At 73.0% G+C, this 15304-nt stretch carries 18 protein-coding genes; 8 read left to right on the forward strand and 10 right to left on the reverse strand.

Annotation, left to right across the window (positions count from 1 at the left end):
* The first annotated feature begins 191 nt into the window (after nucleotides 1-191).
* The 5 genes from AB0B63_RS06425 to AB0B63_RS06445 all read left to right on the forward strand — a co-directional run bounded on the left by AB0B63_RS06425 (nucleotide 192) and on the right by AB0B63_RS06445 (nucleotide 5287).
* Nucleotides 192-1217 carry an aspartate-semialdehyde dehydrogenase gene (locus AB0B63_RS06425; protein ID WP_357015043.1) on the forward strand — a complete coding sequence of 342 codons (1026 nt, stop codon included), beginning with the start codon at nucleotides 192-194 and terminating at the stop codon, nucleotides 1215-1217.
* A 164-nt stretch (nucleotides 1218-1381) separates the two neighbouring features.
* Nucleotides 1382-1798, forward strand: coding sequence for a CBS domain-containing protein (locus AB0B63_RS06430; protein WP_208568486.1), 417 nt, complete (start codon nucleotides 1382-1384; stop codon nucleotides 1796-1798).
* Nucleotides 1799-2012: 214 nt separating this feature from the next.
* Complete coding sequence (locus AB0B63_RS06435) at nucleotides 2013-2384, forward strand: SCP2 sterol-binding domain-containing protein (RefSeq protein WP_208568487.1); 372 nt, start codon at nucleotides 2013-2015, stop codon at nucleotides 2382-2384.
* On the forward strand, nucleotides 2384-4444 hold the full coding sequence (locus AB0B63_RS06440) for an amylo-alpha-1,6-glucosidase (RefSeq protein WP_208568488.1): 2061 nt from the start codon (nucleotides 2384-2386) through the stop codon (nucleotides 4442-4444). The genes AB0B63_RS06435 and AB0B63_RS06440 overlap by 1 nt, the downstream gene beginning before the upstream one ends.
* 93 nt (nucleotides 4445-4537) lie before the next feature.
* The gene (locus AB0B63_RS06445; protein WP_208568489.1) at nucleotides 4538-5287 is read left to right on the forward strand and encodes a lysophospholipid acyltransferase family protein; all 750 of its coding nucleotides are present in this window, start codon (nucleotides 4538-4540) and stop codon (nucleotides 5285-5287) included.
* A gap of 144 nt (nucleotides 5288-5431) precedes the next feature.
* On the opposite strand, the gene AB0B63_RS06450 is transcribed toward AB0B63_RS06445, so the two are convergent.
* The 9 genes from AB0B63_RS06450 to AB0B63_RS06490 form a co-directional block, all read right to left on the reverse strand.
* On the reverse strand, nucleotides 5432-5608 hold the full coding sequence (locus AB0B63_RS06450) for a hypothetical protein (protein ID WP_357015047.1): 177 nt from the start codon (nucleotides 5606-5608) through the stop codon (nucleotides 5432-5434).
* Between the two features lie 864 nt (nucleotides 5609-6472).
* The gene (locus AB0B63_RS06455; RefSeq protein WP_208570426.1) at nucleotides 6473-7195 is read right to left on the reverse strand and encodes a hypothetical protein; all 723 of its coding nucleotides are present in this window, start codon (nucleotides 7193-7195) and stop codon (nucleotides 6473-6475) included.
* A gap of 75 nt (nucleotides 7196-7270) precedes the next feature.
* Nucleotides 7271-7987, reverse strand: coding sequence for a response regulator transcription factor (locus AB0B63_RS06460; protein WP_357015049.1), 717 nt, complete (start codon nucleotides 7985-7987; stop codon nucleotides 7271-7273).
* Complete coding sequence (locus AB0B63_RS06465; RefSeq protein ID WP_357015052.1) at nucleotides 7957-9075, reverse strand: hypothetical protein; 1119 nt, start codon at nucleotides 9073-9075, stop codon at nucleotides 7957-7959. The genes AB0B63_RS06460 and AB0B63_RS06465 overlap by 31 nt, the downstream gene beginning before the upstream one ends.
* Nucleotides 9076-9268: 193 nt before the next feature.
* Nucleotides 9269-10492 (reverse strand): ATP-binding protein, encoded by a 1224-nt coding sequence (locus AB0B63_RS06470; protein WP_357015054.1) that lies wholly within the window; start codon nucleotides 10490-10492, stop codon nucleotides 9269-9271.
* Between the two features lie 155 nt (nucleotides 10493-10647).
* Nucleotides 10648-11481 (reverse strand): alpha/beta fold hydrolase, encoded by an 834-nt coding sequence (locus AB0B63_RS06475; RefSeq protein ID WP_357015056.1) that lies wholly within the window; start codon nucleotides 11479-11481, stop codon nucleotides 10648-10650.
* Between the two features lie 25 nt (nucleotides 11482-11506).
* Nucleotides 11507-12046, reverse strand: a complete 540-nt coding sequence (locus AB0B63_RS06480; RefSeq protein WP_357015058.1) for a DUF4240 domain-containing protein — start codon at nucleotides 12044-12046, stop codon at nucleotides 11507-11509.
* 102 nt (nucleotides 12047-12148) lie between these two features.
* A complete protein-coding gene (locus tag AB0B63_RS06485) occupies nucleotides 12149-12346 on the reverse strand; it encodes a DUF397 domain-containing protein (protein ID WP_357015060.1) in 198 nt (65 codons plus the stop codon).
* Nucleotides 12343-13227, reverse strand: coding sequence for a helix-turn-helix transcriptional regulator (locus AB0B63_RS06490; RefSeq protein ID WP_357015062.1), 885 nt, complete (start codon nucleotides 13225-13227; stop codon nucleotides 12343-12345). Before AB0B63_RS06490 ends, AB0B63_RS06485 begins: the two co-directional genes overlap by 4 nt.
* 254 nt (nucleotides 13228-13481) lie before the next feature.
* Here AB0B63_RS06490 and AB0B63_RS06495 point away from each other — a divergent pair, with 254 nt between their 5' ends.
* The 3 genes from AB0B63_RS06495 to AB0B63_RS06505 are packed head-to-tail and all read left to right on the forward strand — an operon-like array spanning nucleotide 13482 to nucleotide 14210.
* Nucleotides 13482-13661: a hypothetical protein gene (locus AB0B63_RS06495; protein ID WP_357015064.1), complete on the forward strand. Its 180-nt coding sequence runs from the start codon at nucleotides 13482-13484 to the stop codon at nucleotides 13659-13661.
* A gap of 40 nt (nucleotides 13662-13701) precedes the next feature.
* Nucleotides 13702-13878, forward strand: coding sequence for a hypothetical protein (locus AB0B63_RS06500; protein WP_357015066.1), 177 nt, complete (start codon nucleotides 13702-13704; stop codon nucleotides 13876-13878).
* Complete coding sequence (locus tag AB0B63_RS06505; protein WP_357015179.1) at nucleotides 13878-14210, forward strand: hypothetical protein; 333 nt, start codon at nucleotides 13878-13880, stop codon at nucleotides 14208-14210. The genes AB0B63_RS06500 and AB0B63_RS06505 overlap by 1 nt, the downstream gene beginning before the upstream one ends.
* A gap of 117 nt (nucleotides 14211-14327) precedes the next feature.
* Here the strand turns inward: AB0B63_RS06505 and AB0B63_RS06510 are convergent, their stop codons facing one another.
* Complete coding sequence (locus AB0B63_RS06510; protein ID WP_357015068.1) at nucleotides 14328-15275, reverse strand: 2-dehydropantoate 2-reductase N-terminal domain-containing protein; 948 nt, start codon at nucleotides 15273-15275, stop codon at nucleotides 14328-14330.
* Between the last annotated feature and the right edge of the window lie 29 nt (nucleotides 15276-15304).

Here is a 15304-nt window from a genome sequence, read left to right on the forward strand (position 1 = left end):
GGCCCGGCCGGCGGCGCGGATGCTGCGGCCGGACGGCCCGGTCGCGGCCGATCCTGCGGGAGTTCGGGGCGTACCGTCGGGTGGTTTGCGGTCCGGTGGCCGGCCGGGGCGGCGGCCCGACGGGCGGGCGGTGACCCGGGCGGTGGGAAACGTTTCCCGCCGTGGGCCTGCGGCTGGGTAGCCTCGCGGGCATGAGGATCGGCATTGTGGGAGCCACCGGCCAGGTCGGTGGGGTCATGCGGCAGGTGCTGGCGGAACGCGAGTTCCCGGCGGAGCAGGTGCGGTTGTTCGCCTCGGCCCGGTCGGCCGGGCGCACTCTGCCCTGGCGGGACGGCGAGGTCGCGGTGGAGGACGCGGCGACCGCCGACTACTCCGGGCTGGACATCGTGCTCTTCTCCGCCGGCAAGGGCACCGCGAAGGAGCTGGCCCCCCGGGTCGCCGCGACCGGCGCGGTGGTGATCGACAACTCGTCGGCGTTCCGCACCGACCCGCAGGTGCCGCTGGTCGTCGCCGAGGTCAACCCGCACGCGCTCGCCGACCGGCCGAAGGGCATCGTCGCCAACCCGAACTGCACCACGATGGCCGCGATGCCGGTGCTGCGCCCGCTGCACGACGAGGCCGGGCTGATCAGCCTGGTCGTCGCCACCTACCAGGCGGTCTCCGGGGCCGGCCTGGCCGGGGTCGCCGAGCTGGACGAGCAGGTCCGCAAGGTCGTCGAGGGGGCCACCGCACTGGCCCACGACGGGTCGGCCCTGGAGTTCCCCGCGCCGCGCTCCTTCGCCCGGCCGATCGCCTTCAACGTGCTCCCGCTGGCCGGTTCGATCGTCGACGACGGCTCGTTCGAGACCGACGAGGAGCAGAAGCTGCGCCACGAGAGCCGCAGGATCCTGGAGATCCCCGAGCTGAAGGTCTCCGGCACCTGCGTCCGGGTGCCCGTGTTCACCGGCCACTCGTTGCAGATCAACGCCCGGTTCGCCCGGCCGATCACCCCGCAGCGGGCCCGGGAGCTGCTCGACGGTGCGCCCGGGGTGGCCCTGTCGGACATCCCGACGCCGTTGCAGGCGGCCGGCCAGGACCCGACCTTCGTCGGCCGGCTGCGCGCCGACGAGACCGTCGAGCACGGCCTGGCGCTGTTCTGCTCCAACGACAACCTGCGCAAGGGCGCCGCGTTGAACGCGGTGCAGCTCGCCGAGCTGGTCGCCGCCGAGCTGCGTTGACGGTCGCGGAGCTGGACTGACGGTCGCCGGGCTGCGCTGGTGGTCGCGGAGTTGGACTGACGGTCGCCGGGCTGGACTGACGGCTGCCGGGCTGCGCTGAGCGGGGTGTTACCTGCTCGGGGCCGGCGGGTAGACCGCCGTGCCGACACCGAGAGGGGAGCACCATGACAACGGTCGGAGAGTTCATGACGACCCGGTTGGTGACGATGGACGGCAACGACACCCTCGCCGCCGCCGCGCAGGAGATGCGGGACAGCGCCATCGGTGACGTGGTGGTGACCAACGGTGATGACGTGGTGGGGATCGTGACGGACCGGGACATCACGGTCCGGGGGGTGGCCCAGGATCTGGACCCGAACCGGACCCGGCTCAGCGAGATCACCAGCCGGGACGTGATCACGGTCAGCCAGTACGACGACGCGGTCGCCGCCGCCGACCTGATGCGCACCTACGCCGTACGCCGGCTGCCGGTGGTGGACGACGGTCGGCTGGTGGGCCTGGTGTCGATGGGTGATCTCGCGGTGGAGCGGGAACCCCAGTCGGTGCTCGCGGACATCAGCGCCGACGACCCCAACAACTGACCTGCCGCCACGGCCACGACGCCGGCCCCCGGGAACCTCCGGGGGCCGGCGTCGTCGCTGTCTACGGGTGCCGCTGGCCGCCCTCCGCCGGGTGGGGCCGGGCCGGCCGCCGGGCGGGCGGGTCCTCACCCGATCCGGGCGAGGTTGGCGACGGGCCCGGCGGGCACCCGGTGCGGGTACTGGCAGGCGTATGGACGACGGGGGAGAGGGCCCGATGGTGGACGCGACCACGAGGTTCTTCGAGAGCCTGGACCGGCGGGAGCACGAGCCGCTGCTGAACAAGGCGGTCGGGACGCTGCGCTTCGATCTGCACGAGGGGGCGCAGACCACCCACTGGCTGCTCCGGGTGGACCGGGGAGACCTGACGGTCAGCCAGGAGGACCGGGAGGCGGACACCGTCGTCGGCACCACTCCGGCGCTGTTCGAGGAGATGGCCGCCGGCCGGGAGAACGGCCTGGCGGCGGTGCTGCGCGGCGACATGACGGTGACCGGTGACGCCCGGCTGGTGGTCCAGATCGAGCGGATCTTCCCGGGCTCCCCGGACGCCCGGGGGCCCCGCGGCCGCCACCAGCGGGAGGTGCGGTGATGGGACAGAGCAACACGATCCGGATCCTGGACGGCAACACGTTCGTCGTCTCGGAGGAGACCGGTGACATCGAGGCGACGCCGAGCGAGCCGACCGGCCTGTTCTCCCTGGACATGCGGTTCCTGTCCCGCTGGGTGCTGACGGTCAACGGGGAACGGCTCAACGCGCTGTCCTACGACGACCTCCAGTACTACGAGGCGCGGTTCTTCCTGGTGCCCGGGATGGCCACCCACTACGTCGACGCCAAGCTGTCGATCATCCGGGAACGCGCGGTCGGCGGTAGCTTCCGCGAACAGTTGACCATCCTCAACCACGACGAGAAGGCGGTCGACCTGGAGGTCCGGATGGACGCCGGGGCCGACTTCGCCGACCTCTTCCAGGTCAAGGACGAGATCCTCAACAAGAAGGGCGAGCTGTACGCCGAGGCCGAGTCCGACCGGCTGCGGTTGGGCTACCGGCGGGGCAACTTCGTGCGGGAGACGGTCATCTCGTCGTCCCGGCCGGCCCGCTACGACCGCAACGGTTTCGTGTACTCGGTGCACCTGGAGCCCAACGAGCAGTGGAACGCCGAGATCGACGTGCAGACCTTCGCGCTCGGCCCCGGGGGCCGGGACCTGCGGCTGGGGGTGACGGCGCACGGCCACGAGCGGCTCGCCCTCCAGCACGACCTGGAGGAGTGGATCGCCAAGGCCCCCAAGGTCAACAGCGAGCACGACAAGTTGGCCGCCATCTACCGGCGCAGCCTGGTCGACCTGGCGGCGCTGCGGTTCGCGCCGCTGTCGCTGGGCGGCCAGACCCTGCCCGCCGCTGGCCTGCCCTGGTTCATGACCATGTTCGGGCGGGACAGCATCCTGACCTGCCTACAGGTGCTGCCGTTCGCCCCGGAACTGTCCAAGACCACGCTGCGGATCCTGGCGTCGCTGCAGGGCAGCCGGTTCGACGATTTCCGCGACGAGGACCCGGGCCGCATCCTGCACGAGATGCGCTACGGCGAGACGGCCGCGTTCGAGGAGCAGCCGCACTCGCCCTACTACGGCTCGGTGGACGCCACCCCGCTGTTCGTGGTGCTGCTCGACGAGTACGAGCGGTGGAGCGGTGACGTCGCGCTGGTCAAAGAGCTGGAACGGGAGTGCCGGGCCGCGCTGAAGTGGATCGACGACTACGCCGACCTGGCCGGCAACGGCTACATCTGGTACGAGCGGCGTAACACCGAGACCGGCCTGGAGAACCAGTGCTGGAAGGACTCCTGGGACTCCATCTCGTACGCCGACGGCAGCCTGCCACCGTTCCCCCGGGCCACCTGCGAGGTGCAGGGGTACGCGTACGACGCGAAGCTGCGGGCGGCCCGGATGGCCCGGGAGTTCTGGGGTGACCCCGCGTTCGCCGACCGGCTGGAGCAGGAGGCGGCGGCGCTGAAGGAACGCTTCAACCGGGACTGGTGGGTGGCCGACGGGGAGTTCTACGCGCTGGCCCTGGACCCGGACGGCCGACAGTGCGACGTGCTCAGCTCCAACATCGGGCACCTGCTGTGGAGCGGGATCGTCGACCACGACCGGGCCGAGAAGATCGCCGAGCACATGGTCGGGCCCCGGCTGTTCACCGGGTGGGGGGTGCGGACCCTCGCCGAGGGGGAGGTGCGGTACAACCCGATCGGCTACCACAACGGCACGATCTGGCCGTTCGACAACTCCTTCATCGCCTGGGGCCTGCGCCGGTACGGCTTCGCCGAGGAGGCCGCCACCATCGCCAGCGGCATCCTCGACGCGGCGACGTACTTCGACGGGCGGCTGCCCGAGGCGTTCGGCGGCTATCCCCGGGAGCAGACCAAGTTCCCGGTCGAGTACCCGACGGCGTGCAGCCCGCAGGCCTGGTCGACGGGGGCGCCGCTGCTGCTGCTGCGCACCATGCTCGGGTTGGAGCCGCACGAGGGGCACCTGGCGGTGGAGCCGGTGCTGCCGGTCGGGATGGGCCGCATCGAGGTGTTGGACATTCCGGGTCGGTGGGGGCGGGTGGACGCCTTCGCCCGGGGCCGCCTCGACCTGGACAGGCTGGCCGACTGACCGGGGTTCCGCCCGTCGGCCGGGGTCGGCCGGGGTCCCGCTGCGGCGGCTCCGTCCGACGGTCGCGCAACCCTCGCGGGGTAAAGTCACCGGATGCCGGAACTCGTGTACCCGCCCGTGATCACCGCTGCCAAGACGCTGTTCCGGGTCCTCGACCTGCGCCTGACCGTCGACGGGAACCACCACGTCCCCCGGACCGGTGGGGTGGTGCTGGCCAGCAACCACGTCAGTTACCTCGACTTCATCTTCTGCGGGTACGGGGCGCACGCCTCCCGGCGGTTGGTGCGGTTCATGGCCAAGCACGAGGTCTTCGCGCACAAGGTCTCCGGCCCGCTGATGCGCGGCATGAAGCACATTCCGGTCAACCGGTCGGCGGGCGTCGGCTCGTACAACACGGCGGTGGACGCGCTGCGTCGCGGCGAGGCGGTCGGTCTCTTCCCGGAGGGCACGATCAGCCGCTCGTTCACCGTCAAGGAGCTGAAGAGCGGGGCGGCCCGGATGGCGCAGGCGGCGGAGGTGCCGCTGGTGCCGGTGGCGCTGTGGGGCACCCAGCGGCTGTGGACCAAGGGGCGGCCGAAGACCCTGACCCGGCGGCACACCCCGATCACCATCCTGCTCGGTGAGCCGATGGACCCGGGTGCGTACCCGGACGCCAACGCGATGACGGCGGAGCTGAAGACCCGGCTGTCCGCGTTGGTCGACCGGGCCCAGCAGGAGTACCCGGACAAGCCCTCCGGCCCGGACGACACCTGGTGGCAGCCGGCCCACCTGGGCGGGACCGCGCCCAACCTGCAGGAGGCCGCCGAACTGGACCGCCGCCCCCGCCGCTCGACCGCCTCCTGACCTCCTGACTGCCGGTCGCCCTCCCTGCCCGGTCTCCCCGCCGCTCGGCCGTTTCTCGGACGGTCGTCCTACCCCTCGACCCTTTCCCGACGGTCGTCCTGGCCGTTCTTCCGGCCGCCGTTCGGGTGGGCCTCGTGACCACCGTTAGCTGCCGCTGCCGCTGCCGCTGCCGCTGCCGCTGCCGCTGCCGCTGCCGCTGCCGCTGCCGCTGCCGCTGCCGCTGCCGCTGCCGCTGCCGCCGCCGCCGCCGCCGCAGGCGCAGGTGCGGCGCGGGCGGTGCTGGGGGTGCGGCGCGGGCGGTGCTGGGGGCGGTGCGGACATTCCGGGCGGACGGAGGCTGGCGGGTCGGGAGGAGAGGGTGGTGTTCGCGTCCTTTCGAGCTGATGACGTCAGCGATTCAGGCATGACCGGTCCGACCGGCCGACCCGATCGGCGTGGCCGGCTGGTCCCCGCCTAGCCGGGGCGGACTACCCGGTTCGCCGGGCGGACCTGGCCGGTTCGGACAACCTGGCTCGCTGGTCCCGGCCTGGTCGGGGCGGACTACCTGGCTCGCTGATCCGGCCTGGCCGGTCCGAACAACCCGATTCGCTGGGCGGACCTGGCCCGGCCGGACTACCCGGTTCGCTGGGCGGACCTGGCCGGTTCGGACTACCTGGCTCGCTGGTCCCGGCCTGGTCGGGCCGGACTACCCGGTTCGCTGGGCGGACCTGGCCCGGCCGGACAACCTGGCTCGCTGGGCCGACCTGGCTGGGGTTGGTCGACGCGGCTGCCGGGTTCCGACCCGGCCAGGTTGGTCGACGCGGTGGCTCGACATCTGTGGGGGAAGCCGATACACGCCCCACCACTGAGAGCTTGCGACGCAACCGCCGCCCACCGGTCCGGTACCCGGGGGACGAGCATCGTCGGCGATTCGTCAACGTCATCAGGTCGAAAGGACGCTGAGTGGTACACCTACCGGCCGTCCCGGCCAGGCAGATTGGGCCATATCCAGGCCCAGCCCAGCCCAGCCCAGTCCAGCCCAGCCCAGACCCACAGCAGGCTCAGGCCCAGACCCACAGCATGCCCAGACCAGACCCAGACCAGACCCAGACCAGACCCAGACCAGACCCAGCCCCAGCCCAGGCCAACACCAGGCCTAGGTCCAGGCCCAGACCAGGCCCACAGCAGGCCCAGGTCAGGGTGGGGTCAGCTGCCGACCGCGTCCTTGCCGGCCCGTTCCGGGACGCGGTAGTAGTCCTCGCGGGACAGGAACTCCACCGGCAGTGATCCGGGCAGGGTCACCCGCCCCTCGCCGGTCACCGGTGCGGCGGTGGCCCGCCGGATCAGCACGTCCCGCTCCGGGGGCGCCAACTCCACCAGCTCGGGTCGGGTGACCCGGAAGCAGGCCACCGTCCGGCGGATCAGCCGGGCCAGTTCGGTCACCGTGCCGACCGTGCCGCCCAGCGCCAGGGCCGGCTGCTGGATCGTACGCAGCGCGTCGCAGACGACCAGCAGTTCCGCCTCCGCAGTGGCGTCCTGGGTGGGGCCGGTGGTCCGCAGCTCCAGCCGGGACGGCCACTGCCAGCGGATCTGTCCGCTGACCAGGCGGGGCAGCCGGACGTTGCGCCGGTGCCGGACCCCCGTCGAGTCGATCTTCCCGGCGACCAGGGCCAGGTCACCGGCGAGGCAGACGTAGGCGAGCCGGCGGTCGGTGACGGTGACCGAGGCGGGGGCGGGGAGCACCCAGTGTCCCCGGGCCCCGGTCGGGCTGACCAGGCAGCCGGCCACCGAAGTCGGATAGCGGCCGAGCACCCGTTCGCCGGGTTCCGGGACCAGCTCGTAACGGCGGTCGAGCACCGGGGCGGCGTCGTCCTCCGGTGCGTCGAACCGGTGTGGCGCGATGAAGAACGGGGACTTGTCCTCGCGCATGGTCACGACCTCCCCCGCGCAGTGGTCTTCGGGCGTTCAGCCTTGTCGACCCCTGGTGTGCTGTCATGACACCCGTTAGGGGGTCGGCCGGTCGTACGACGCCTGTGACCGGTAGATGCCGATCTCCTCCGGCCGGACGAGGCCGTCCTCGATCGCCCGGGCCAGTAACGCGGCCTTCGTGGCGGCCGGTCGGCCCGCCCGGGTGTACTTGATCCGTGCCCGGTCCACATATTGTTTGACGGTGTGCTCGCTGATCTGCATCCGGCGGGCCACCGACGCCTTCGACATCGACTGGAACCACAGCAGCAGCGCTTCCCGTTCCTTGTCCGACAGGGCCGGTCGGTCCGGGCGTGGATCGCCCACCATCGCCCCGGCCAGCGCCGGCGGCACGTACGGGCGGTCGCTGGCGGCGGCCAGCACCGTCGCCACGCAGTGTTCCCGCCCCTCGTGCTTGGCCAGGAACGCGGTCGCCCCGGCGTCGAGCACGGCGAGCATGGTCGCCGGGTCGGTGTGCTCGGAGTAGACCACCACCCGCCGGCCGGCGGCGCTCAGCTCGGCCAGCTTGTCGAGCATCATCCGCCCGTGCAGTCGCAGATCCAGCAGGATCACGTCGGCCTCCGGCGCGGCCCGCAGCACCAGGTCCGGGTCGTCACCGGTGGCGAGCACCCGCAGTCGGGGCTCGGTGGTCAGCCAGGCCCGGACCCCGTCGATCACCACCGGATGGTCGTCGACGATCGACACCCCGATCGGGGCTTCCCAGCTCATGGCCGACGCCATCGGGTCTGCGTCCACCTGATCTCCCCGTCCCGTTCGAGTACGTGTTCCACCTGCTCGCCCACCGGGTCGGCTGGCGCATCGACGGCCGCTGGACCGTCCACGTCCGGCGTCACCAGGCTGATCACCACCTCCTGCGGGTTGGCCACCACCGTCAGCCGGGCCCAGCCGGTGGCGTCGGCGAGCGCGGCGGCCAGCGGGTCGGCCAGCCGTCGGCGGATCTCGACCGGCATGGGTGGCGGCGTGCCGATGGCGATCAACTCGATCGGCAGCCCGTTGCGTTCGGCCAGGTCGGCGGCGGCCCGCAGCTCGTGCAGCAGCGGGTCCGGCACGTCGTCGGACTCGGCGATCAGCCGACGCAGCCGGGTCGCGGCGAGCACGCACCGGCGTTGCACGAGCGGGTCGGTCGGGTCGGCGCGGCCGTCGGCCAACTCCGCCAGCACCTGTTCGGCGGCCCCGCCGACCAGCGCCAGCCGGGCCCGCCGGTCCGCCCAGGCCCGTTCGGCGGCGTCCCGTTCGGCGCGGACGGCGAAGGTCGCCGTGGCGGTGTCGGCGCGTTCCCGGGCGAGGGTGGCGATCACCGCAGCCCCGGTGAAGACCGCCACCGGCAGCGACGAGGTGCCGTAGACGTACATCGCGTAGCGGGTCAGGTCGGCGGGGGCGGTCGCCCCGTCACCGACCAGCGCGGCGAGTGCGATCACCGCGTGCCCGGCCAGCAGGACGATCATCCAGCGGATCCGCCGGCTCCACAGCACCACCACGAAGAACCAGGCCAGCCCCGTCCACGCCCAGTTCGCGGCGGCGAAGAGCTGCTCGCGGCCGGCCGCCGCGAAGACCGCCGCGTCGACCACCAGCAGGGCCGCCGCCAGTGGCAGCGCCGGTGGCAGCAGGCCGTGCAGCAGCCGGTGCGCGGCGTACCCGCCGATGGCGCAGGCGGCCAGCCAACCCGCCGCCACCACCGTGGGGGCGGTCAGCGTGGGCCAGGCGCCGAGCAGTGCCGGCAGCCCGATCGCGACGTGCCACACCAGGGCGATGGCGACCGCCGCGATCCGGGCCCCCCGGTCCGAGGCGCGGGCCACGTCGACCGCCGGGCCTTCGGCCGCCACCGGGTCCGTCGCCCTCTGCTCCGGCCGGGGTACGCGGGCCGAGGCGGTCGGCCTGAGGTCAGCCGTGCCGAGGTCAGTCGCGCCTAGGTCGGTCGTGCCGAGGTCAGTTGTGCCGAGACCGGTTGCGTCGAGGTCAGTCGGGCTGAGGTCGGTCGTGCCGAGCTCGGTCGCGCCGAGACCGGTCGCGTTGAGGTCAGTCGACATGCGGCCACTCCAGCGTGATCCGGGTGCCCATGCCAGGGGCGGAAGTCACCACCGCCCGGCCACCGACCTCGGCCATCCTGCCCCGGATCGACTCGCGGACCCCGTACCGGTGCAGGGGGATGGTGGCCGGGTCGAAACCGGGACCGTCGTCGACCACCTCGACCACGATGCCGCCGTGGCTGCGGCCCAGCCGCACGGTCACGGTGGCGTCCGGCGCGTGCCGGGCCACGTTGGCCAGCGCGGCGGCGGTGGCGTCGACGAGGGCGGCGGTCACCCCGGCGGGTGCCGCGCAGGGCGGCAGCGTTGCCGTCACCCGCAACTGCGGGTGGGTGGCGAGCAGCGCGCGCAGGCCGGCGTCGACGTCGACCGGACCGGCGTCGACCGGGCCGACTTCGGTCGGGCCGGCGTCGGTCGGATCGCCCACCGGGCCGGCCCGGGCGTGCGCGAGGCGGACCAGGGTACGCAGGTCGGCGGCGGCCCGGTCGCGTAACGCCGCCGAGCCGGCCGGTAGGGCACCCAACCCGACCATGGTGAGCGTGGCCAGGACGGTGTCGTGCAGGTCCCGGTTCTGCCGCCGTTCGACCTCGCGGGCCGTGCGGGCCAGCACCACGTGCCGGCGCAGGCGCTGGAAGTCGGCGAAAGCGGTGTCGGCCCGGCCGATCCAGCGGCGCATCACCGCCGCCATCATCGCCGTGCAGGCCGTCTGCATGAGCAGGGTCGCCGCGTGCGCGCCGGCCTCGACGGTGTTGCCGGCGGCCGAGGTGCCGGCCGCGTATCCGGCGGTGACCAGCAGGCCGGCCGGCACCGACCAGCGGGCCGGCGCGGTGGCCTGCGCGTTGATCACGGTGGTGCTGGCCAGCACGGCGAGCCAGCTACCCTCGCCGGGCAGCACCTCCGGGGCGACCAGCAGCGGGGCCAGCAGGCTCGCCGCGACGGTGAACGTGACGTCCCCGGCGACGAGCCCCGGGCCGATGCCGACCCGCAGGGCGCGCGCCGCGTACCACAGCGACCAGCCGGTGAGTGCGGCCACGGCGGCCAGCAGCAGCGGCACCCGCACCGGTGGGGTACGCACCGCCAGCGCGGTCACCGCACCGAACAGCCCGCAGGTCAGCCGCAGCAGCGCCGGCAGGGTGGTGAAGATGAGCTGGAGTGCGCCACCGGCCGGCCGGTCCAGCAACGACGGTGACGAGGTCGGAGCGGGCAGGGCCGACATCGGGGGGAGTGCGTCCTTCGGGCGGTGACCCGTCCGGGTCTGCTCGGCGGTGCATCGACGCCGGAGAATAACATGAGCAGCCCTAACTGTTCACCTTTGGTGTGCGGCGTGTCGCGTTGCGTTCGGTGAACATGTCGGTCAACATCCGGTGCCGATCAGCGGCGGAGCCACTCCAGGGCGGCCGGCGCACCACCCAGCACCGACAGGTGCCCGTCGTCGTCGGTGATCCGCAGCTCGGCCGCCGGGCAGACCCCGGCCAACCAGCGGCTGTGGCTGGCCGGCACCACCCGGTCGCGCCCACCGTGCAGCAGCAGCACCGGGACGGTCACCCGGGCCGGGTCGAAACCCCACGGGGTGACGTAGGCGAGGTCGTCGTCGACCAGGCCGTCCGGGCCGCCCCGCACCGCCGGACCCACCACCTCTTCGAGCCAGGCCCACGGCCCGGCCAGGGTGGCGAGGTCGGCCGGGGTGAACTCCGGGTCGTAGTCGGTGTCGGACGCCGCGTGCCGCTCCTTGACCGCCCGGCCCTGGGTGGCGGCCCGCAGTGACTCCTGCCCGGACGGCGTCATCCCGGCGAACCAGTCGAGCCCGGCCGCACCGTAGGGGGCGAGGCCGGCGACGGCGACGACCCCGACCACCCGGTCGGGGTGCAACGCGCCGCTGGCCAGCGCGTGCGGTGCCCCGCCGGAGTGACCCATCGTGGCGTACCGGGGCAGGCCCAGCGCGTCGGCGACCCGGGCGACGTCACCGGCGGCCGAGGCCACGTCCCGCCCGGGGCGTCGGGCCGAACCGCCGTAACCGGGCCGGTCGTAGGACACCCAGCGCAGGCCGAGCCGGTCGGCGGCGGCGAACAGCGGTGCCGGCGGGGTGCCGATGTTGGGGGTGCCGTGATGCCAGACGACCGGCAGCCGGCCGGTGCCGTCGTCGCCGGTGTCGTAGACGTGCAGGGTGCCGCCGTCGGGCAGCGCCACGTCACGCTCGGTCAGCACGACGACTCCCCGACGGGTGCGCGGCTCACCGGTCGGCCCAGCCGGTCGGGTTCATGCAGGACTCCCGGGAAATGCCGGAGCCGGTCTGGGGCGACTCGCCGAAGCGCTGCTGGTGCAGGCGGGCGAAGAAGTAGCCCATGCCCTGGAGGTAGCCGTCGGGCAATGCCCAGGTCGGGTCGGCCCGGACCGCCTCGTAGAACTCCCGCCCGAGCGCCACCACGTGGCCCCGGCCATAGAGGAAGCCGTCGTCGGAACCGTCGATCACCGCGTGCACGTCGGCCCGGTCGATGTCGTACAGCTTGCGTTCGACGACCCGGTCGAGGGCGGTCAGCTCGGGGCCGGACAGGTCGGCGCAGAGCTGGCCCAACTGGTCGAGGAAGGCGTCCAGCCAGCCGTCGATCGCATACACGCTGTCGTCGTCGGCGGCCTGGTCACGGGTGAGCAGCGCCCGGCGCAGCGCGGCCGGCTCGGGGCCGAGCCGCTCCCAGGCGGCCTCCACCAGGCCCCAGAACCGGGCCTCCTCCTCGGCCGTGGGCAGCCGATTCGCGGTTTCCGTGTCACTCATGAGCAGCACCGTAGCGGGTCACCCCGACGTTCTCCGGGCGACGCCGTGGCACCGACACGGGGCGTCGGGGCCGCCCGCCGGGGCGGGCGGCCCCGCGAGGGTTCAGCGTCGTCCGCGAGGTACCGCGTGGACGAAGGTGGACCAGGCGGTGGGGTGGAACCGTAACGCCGGGCCGGACCGGTCCTTGCTGTCCCGTACGCCGATCAGGCCGGGCAGGTTGTCGGCCACCTCGACGCAGTTTCCGCCGCTCCCGCCGCTGCGGGTGCTCTTGCGCCAGACGGCCCCGGCCAGGTCAGTCATGCTCGCTCCTCGATGATCGCCCGGATGATCTTTTCTGTCGCCGCCTCGTCCGCCGCGAGCGTCTCCAGGTCGGCCCAGACGCGGTCGTAGGCGGCGACCTCCGCCGGCTTGTCCAGATAGAGCGCGCCGGTGATGTTCTCCAGGTAGACGGTAGTCGGCTCCGTCGATGCCCGCCCGAACGCCTGCGGGAAGTCCAGCAGGACGAACGTGCCCGTCTCGCTGGCCAGCGGCGGGCCGGCGGTGAACGGCAGGACGCGCAGGCTCACGTTGGGCAGGGTGGCCATGTCGAGCAGGTGGCGGAGCTGCCCGGCCATCGCCTGCCGGTCGGGGAGGGTGCGCCGCAGCACCGCCTCGCTCAGCACCACCCTGAGGGTGGGCGCGCTGGGCAGCCGGCGGGTCAGGACGTGCTGGCGCTGCATCCGGACCTCGACGAGCTTTTCCCGATCCGCCGCGCTCATGGTGGGATTCTTGCGAAGAAACAATTCTGCGGCGTACTCGCGGGTCTGGAGCAGGCCCGGGATCAGCTCCGAATCGTATTGACGCAGCGTCGACGCCGACGATTCGAGGCCGACGTAGAGCGAGAACCAGGACGGGACCACGTCGCCGTAGGAATGCCACCAGCCCTTGGCGCGGGTCTCCCGGGCGAGCCCGGCGACGATGGACGTCATCTCCTCCGGCACCCGGTACATCGCACACATGGCACGGGCGTCCACCACCCGCACCGGCACCAGGCCCTTTTCGATGCGCCACACCTTCTGCCGGGAGCAGTCCAGCCCCTCGGCCGCGCTGTCCAGGGAGACCGAGGCGTCCTCACGGAGCTGGGTGAGCAGCCGGCCGAGCTGCCGTCGGGGAACGGTCGACCCGCTTGTTTCATCCGTCATGCAACATCACCGCACCCCTGGTGCAACAACAATTGTTTCCTCCGACGCATTTGTCCCCTCCATTCCTCGCGGATCAATTCGACCCGAGGTTAGGGGGAGGGGTGGGCGTTGCGCAAGGTGTGCGGCATGTTGCAGGCTGTGTATTGCCGGACGGAGATCCGAGGTGCCGGAAATGGCACCGACAATAGCCCGCTGTCCCGTCCGCTGCGAATAGCGCGTGGGCGGGGCGGCGCTATTTCCGGGAAGGACACCCGATGCGCGTGACCTATGAGGACTACCTGCTCGCCGCCGCGCTGACCCTGGCCCGTCGGCACCGGCCGACCTGGAGCTGGACCCGGTGGCGTCGGGTCTGCCGCTGCGGCGCGGAGTTGCCCTGCCGCGCCGGCCGCCGCAGCCTCCCCGCCCCGGGGCACTGGCCCGAGGCGGCGTCGTGACGGCCCGCCGTGCGCTGCCGGTGCTGATCCGGGTGGCGACGTGACGGCTCCCCGCGAGTTGCCGGTGCTGATCCTGGCGGCGTGGGACTGCCTGGACCGGCACCGCCGCAGTCGCTGTCCGAAGTGCGCCGAGACCGGGTTCTGCCCGCTGGTGGAGGCCGCCCGGGGCCGGATCAGGCAGTGGCGCAGATTCCGGCACGTCTGGGGACGGCGGTGATCGCCCCACCGCCGAAAGCGGGTGACCTGGTGGTGGTCGGCCGGGCGGCCAGTGTGCAGTTCGTCGAGCCGATCAGGTGCCGGGTGATCCGGGTGCTGGACTGGATCACGTACGACGGGTGGTGCTGGCTCGACGTCTACCAACTCGATGCCAAGGGGGATGCGGTGGCCCGGCGGTCGATCTTCGTACAACCGGCGGGGTTGCAGGTGTCGCCGGCCGCGCCGACGCCCCGGACGCCGGCCCGGTCGGGTGTGGCCCCGAACGCCGGGCGGCGGGCCCGGCCGGCCGGGGTGCCGCCGTCGGCACCGCGCCCGGCGGGCGGTGGCCGGTAGCGGCGTCAGCGGGTCGGGACATCAGCGGGGCGGGGCTTCGGCAGGCCGGGACGTCAGCGGGACGGGACGTCAGCGGGACGGGACGTCAGCGGGGCAGGGCTTCGGCAGGCCGGGGCGTCAGCGGGTCGGCGCGCTGGAGAAGTGGGGCTCGGCCGCCTCCAGCCTGGGCACCCGCACACCCCGCCGGCGGGCCTCCGCCAGGGTGTCGCGGCAGACCGCGCGCAACTCCTCGGGGTTGGCGTGCGCCTGCGTCACCCGGCGCATCGGCGGAAAATGCCCCATCAGCCAGGACATCGCCGGTGCCGCCAGCCAGAGGGGCGCGGTGAACGGCAGCAGCTCGGCGCGGTGCCGTCGCAGGTCGACGCCCCGGGCCTCGACCAGCGGCAGCAGCTCGCGGGTGGCGAGGATCGCCTCGCGGAGGTCCCGGGTGGTCAGCCCGGACAGGGTGCCCCGCCGCAGGCTCTGGGTGTGCAGGCCGGCGTTCTGGACGAAGTGGACCGACAGCCAGCCACGGAAGTCGGCGTTCTCCCGGACCTTGAACCCGGCCGCCCGGAACACCTGGCGTACGGCCCGCTCGCGGTCGGTCGGCGGCCGGTCGAGCGTGCCGAGGAAGACCACGGGCAGCAGGGACGCGTGCAGCACGCCGTCGTCGCCGAACCCACCGCCGGCCCCGGGAAAGCCCCAGGCCACCTGGTCGACGGGCAGGTCGGCGGTCGCGGTCAGCGGCTCCACCCACAGGTTGTTGAAGACGAGCACGGTGGCTCCGCCCACCCGGGGCCCCAGGAAGGCCGCCGCCTCGGCGAAGTTGTAGTGCTGCACGCTCAGCACGATCAGGTCGAAGTCGTGGTCGGGCTCCAACGTCTCGCGGTAGCGCACCGGCCACGTCTCGACGACCCGCCGACCCCAGGGCCGCCGCCGGGCGTCGAGCAGGTCGAGGTCGATCGCCTCCCCGTACGCCGCCGCCCGCCCCGGGCGGACGTAGAACTCCACGTGGTGGCCCGCCCGTTCCAGGGCCCATCCGTAGGTCGCGCTGATCACGCCCCGGCCGAACATCAAGATCTTCACGCGCACCTCAGGAGCTACAATCGGAGACC

The sequence above is a fragment of the Micromonospora sp. NPDC049081 genome (assembly GCF_040648835.1).
GTDB classification, from domain to species: domain Bacteria; phylum Actinomycetota; class Actinomycetes; order Mycobacteriales; family Micromonosporaceae; genus Micromonospora; species Micromonospora antibiotica.

Bases quoted from the DNA above. Each gene is read 5' to 3' on its own strand.
- AB0B63_RS06495 (WP_357015064.1), top strand. From the start codon at position 13,482: ATGCGCGTGACCTATGAGGACTACCTGCTCGCCGCCGCGCTGACCCTG.
- AB0B63_RS06425 (WP_357015043.1), top strand. From the start codon at position 192: ATGAGGATCGGCATTGTGGGAGCCACCGGCCAGGTCGGTGGGGTCATG.
- AB0B63_RS06440 (WP_208568488.1), top strand. From the start codon at position 2,384: ATGGGACAGAGCAACACGATCCGGATCCTGGACGGCAACACGTTCGTC.
- AB0B63_RS06435 (WP_208568487.1), top strand. From the start codon at position 2,013: ATGGTGGACGCGACCACGAGGTTCTTCGAGAGCCTGGACCGGCGGGAG.
- AB0B63_RS06470 (WP_357015054.1), bottom strand. From the start codon at position 10,492: ATGTCGGCCCTGCCCGCTCCGACCTCGTCACCGTCGTTGCTGGACCGG.
- AB0B63_RS06455 (WP_208570426.1), bottom strand. From the start codon at position 7,195: ATGCGCGAGGACAAGTCCCCGTTCTTCATCGCGCCACACCGGTTCGAC.
- AB0B63_RS06430 (WP_208568486.1), top strand. From the start codon at position 1,382: ATGACAACGGTCGGAGAGTTCATGACGACCCGGTTGGTGACGATGGAC.
- AB0B63_RS06450 (WP_357015047.1), bottom strand. From the start codon at position 5,608: ATGTCCGCACCGCCCCCAGCACCGCCCGCGCCGCACCCCCAGCACCGC.
- AB0B63_RS06490 (WP_357015062.1), bottom strand. From the start codon at position 13,227: ATGACGGATGAAACAAGCGGGTCGACCGTTCCCCGACGGCAGCTCGGC.
- AB0B63_RS06485 (WP_357015060.1), bottom strand. From the start codon at position 12,346: ATGACTGACCTGGCCGGGGCCGTCTGGCGCAAGAGCACCCGCAGCGGC.
- AB0B63_RS06445 (WP_208568489.1), top strand. From the start codon at position 4,538: ATGCCGGAACTCGTGTACCCGCCCGTGATCACCGCTGCCAAGACGCTG.
- AB0B63_RS06480 (WP_357015058.1), bottom strand. From the start codon at position 12,046: ATGAGTGACACGGAAACCGCGAATCGGCTGCCCACGGCCGAGGAGGAG.